This is a genomic window from Moorena sp. SIO3I6, from assembly GCF_010672095.1.
The window spans coordinates 1-3,538 of the sequence record NZ_JAAHHU010000438.1 but is presented as its reverse complement, the minus strand read 5'-3'; the positions used below and the strand labels follow the sequence as shown (position 1 = coordinate 3,538).

At 43.7% G+C, this 3,538-nt stretch carries 3 protein-coding genes; 2 read left to right on the top strand and 1 reads right to left on the bottom strand.

Annotated elements, in window-relative coordinates; genetic code table 11:
* The first annotated feature begins 291 nt into the window (after positions 1-291).
* Positions 292-1,332, top strand: a complete 1,041-nt coding sequence (proX, locus tag F6K49_RS37525) for a glycine betaine/L-proline ABC transporter substrate-binding protein ProX (protein WP_075896495.1) — start codon at positions 292-294, stop codon at positions 1,330-1,332.
* Positions 1,333-1,803: 471 nt separating this feature from the next.
* Here proX and proB read toward each other — a convergent pair whose 3' ends face one another.
* On the bottom strand, positions 1,804-2,919 hold the full coding sequence (gene proB / locus F6K49_RS37520; protein WP_293105179.1) for a glutamate 5-kinase: 1,116 nt from the start codon (positions 2,917-2,919) through the stop codon (positions 1,804-1,806).
* Here proB and F6K49_RS37515 point away from each other — a divergent pair.
* Positions 2,919-3,128, top strand: a complete 210-nt coding sequence (locus F6K49_RS37515) for a hypothetical protein (protein WP_143727450.1) — start codon at positions 2,919-2,921, stop codon at positions 3,126-3,128. The two genes, proB and F6K49_RS37515, sit on opposite strands and share 1 nt — an antisense overlap.
* Positions 3,129-3,538: the final 410 nt, after the last annotated feature.

Sequence of the window (3,538 nt, the reverse complement as noted above, 5' to 3'; positions counted from 1 at the left end):
GTATGGTTTCGCCCCCCTAGCCCCCCAATTCTGGGCTTTAATAAAACCAGATGATCGCGCATTCATTCCTTAATTCAGCAACGCCGTAGAGTGGGCATCCTGCCCGCTGCGCGAATCAATAGCAGTAGAGTGGGCATCCTGCCCGCCCGAAAATGAAACAGGCATTTTGCCCATTCCACCAACATGCCCATTCCACCCTATGGTCAGTAGTCGGGATTGCACCTTACGAGAATTTCAGGCAAAATCTAGCTGTAACATCCCGATAGCACTTGATCAAATAGAATCCAAGAAATGACCATCAGGAAAATTAATAAATTTATTTGTACTATCTTAGCAGCAGCTTTATGCCTCAGTTTAATCGCCTGTGAAGCACAGACCCCAAATGGCAGTCAATCCACAGCAGGTAAAGGAGTCAAGGTCAGTTCTGCATCCTCCGTTTCCACCTATGCCTTATTTGTTTCCGAAATCATCAATATTGGTTTGGAAAAGGTTGGTTATAAACCAGCTGAAATAAAACAACTTAGTATTCCATTGGCACACATTTCTGTAAGGAATGGCGACGTAGATTTCTACAGTGTTCATTGGCAAAATATACACAAAAAATTTTTTTTAGAAAACGGTGGTGACCAAAAATTAGAAAAGGTGGGAGTAATTATTTCTGATGCTTTGCAAAGCTATCAGATTGATAAAAAAACTGCTGAACAATACAAAATCACTAATTTGGAACAACTAAAAGACCCCAAGATTGCCAAACTGTTTGACTCTGATGGGGATGGCAAAGCCAACTTAACTGGTTGTAATCCAGGTTGGGGGTGTGAGTTGGTAATTGAACATCAGCTCGATGCTTACAAGTTGCGCGATACCATTGAACATGACCAAGGCAACTATGATGTTCTCTTGGCCGCCACATTGGGTCGCTATAAACAAGGACAACCGATTTTATTTTATAGCTATATTCCCCACTGGTCAGTGACAGTATTAAAGCCAGGAGAAGATACCATTAGATTAGAGGTTCCTTTTCTTTCTCTACCTAAAGAACAGGAAAATATAACAGAAAAAGATACTACTGTTGACGGAAAAAATTTAGGTGTTGGTGTCGATCAAGTTCGCGTGATAGCCAACAAGAAATTTTTAGCAGCCAATCCAGCTGCCAAACGCCTGTTTGAGTTGATGACGGTTCCGATTGAGGATGTGAATGCTGAACAAAAACTGGTACAAGATGGTGAAAATACTCCAAAAGATATTCGCCGCCATGCCGAAGAATGGGTAAAGACAAACCAGGAACTGTTTGATAGTTGGGTAGAGTCAGCCAAAGAGGCAGCCACGACTTAAAACTATCCTCAAAGGGTATATAGCGGTTTTCAATTGAGTGAGGTTTTTAGGGAACAGGGAACAGCGGATCTGGGAATAGGGAAGAGAAATATGTCTTAACCTTTACTTCGACTGCTATAAGTCTGCTGATGGGATTTTCCTCAGACTTCCAATTTTCATTAATCTCGAACTATTAAATTCTCCCGTTTGCGCAGGCTAAGGAAGGTTGATTTTAAGCACCGATCTAGTAGCGTGGCCAACGGCCAACGGCACCTCAAGCAGCGTGCGCGTAGCGCATATGCTTACGAAACCATGATTTTATTGATTGAGCACAATCTTGAGAGACATACAGTATAGCGGTTTCTAACCTAATCAGGTACAGAGTATTTTTTCCCGATTCCCGATTCCCGATTCCCGATTCCCGATTCCCGATTCCCGATTCCCGATTCCCGATTCCCGATTCCCGATTCCCTACTCCCTACTGCCTACTCCCTAATTCATCAGTACCAAATTATCCCGATGAACCACAGTTTCTGCCCCCTTGTAACCCAAAATAGTCAGGATTTGTTCGGATTTACGTCCTCGAATCTTATGTAATTCATTACTGTTGTAGTTCACCAGTCCCCTAGCAATTTCTGTACCATTGCTATCACATAGCTCTACGGCATCTGATGAGCGAAAATCCCCTTCTATGCGAGTAATACCAGCTGCTAATAGAGATTTGCCCCCATCACAAACTGCCTTTAGCGCTCCATTATCAAGATAGAGTTTCCCTACTGGCACTAAACTGTAAGCAATCCAGTGTTTGCGGGCTTTATTGGTTTGAGTTTGGGGGGCAAACTGGGTGCCCAGGGATTCTCCCTGTAAAATTCTTTCAATGTTATCTGGACGTCGTCCTTCAGTGATTACAGTTCTGACCCCAGCATTGGTAGCAATTCGGGCAGCAGCAACTTTGGTTACCATCCCACCAGTGCCCCAACCAGAGCCTGAGTCATCAGCTTGTACCTCTAGTTCAGCTAATTCCTCAATGCTGTTGATTGAAATAATTGGTTCAGCATCCGGTACCTTACGGGGGTCTGCTGAGTAAAGTCTATCCACATCAGTTAGTAAAAACAACCAATCGGATTCAATCAAACTAGCTACTAGGGCACTAAGGGTATCGTTATCACCAAATTTAAGTTCATCTACGGCTACAGTATCATTTTCATTCACCACTGGGATCACCCCCAGCTGAAGTAGTTCCCGAAAGGTAGCATAGGCATTAACATAGCAACTACGCTGTACAAAATCTCGGCGGCTGAGGAGAATCTGAGCAATAGGTTGCTTGAGGTTACTAAATAAGTCATCATATATCCGCATCAGCCGTCCTTGACCAACCGCTGCGATCGCTTGTTTGAGAGCGAGTGTATTCGGTCGTGATGTTAACCCCAGTCGCCCACAGCCAATCCCCACAGCGCCAGAGGTAACCAGTACCACTTGATGACCTTCAGAACGCAGCCGAGTCAGTGTTTCCACTAGGGCAGCAATAGTGGATAGGGCCAGCTGACCTGTTGCTGGTTGGGTTAAACTAGATGTGCCGACTTTGACAACTATCTTTTGATTGGTCATTGGTCATTACTCTGGTTTCTGTTGATCATACCTTTGAGGGGGAATCTATGTCAGGGGTAGTGTTCCTCTGGTACCACTGCCAAGGATGTGACCAAAATCACATGATTTGGTGGTGTAACTTACAAGACATTCAGGTGAATATTGCTAAGCTTTTGGGAATCATAGGAATAAGAAGTACTTGGTATCAGCCAGTACAGTTTCAGATTTAGGAACTATACTGGTAAACTTGAGCTACTTTGTATAATCGACACACCCTAGAACAACAGAGGAATTCAGTCAGCTAATCACCTCTAACCAGTAACAATCCAGGTGAGATCGTTGGTGATTTTTAGTGTGACTCTTGTGCTAAGGTGTGCTGTGCAAAGTGCTTGAATTCTAGCTAGAAAAGGTAAGGGGAAATAGGACTTCGGCTAAGGGTACTTGACTATTCTAGCTTTACCTTTGTCCCTTCCTGGATTACCATACACTGACACCCTCTTCGTCAGAAAACCCTCACTGATGAACTAACTGCAAAAGCCTGCAAGGAAAAATTATGTCTAATACCCACAACTTATTCACTATTCGTTTTTGGGGCGTCAGAGGTAGTATTGCCTGTCCAGGACCAGAAACAGTTCGGTAT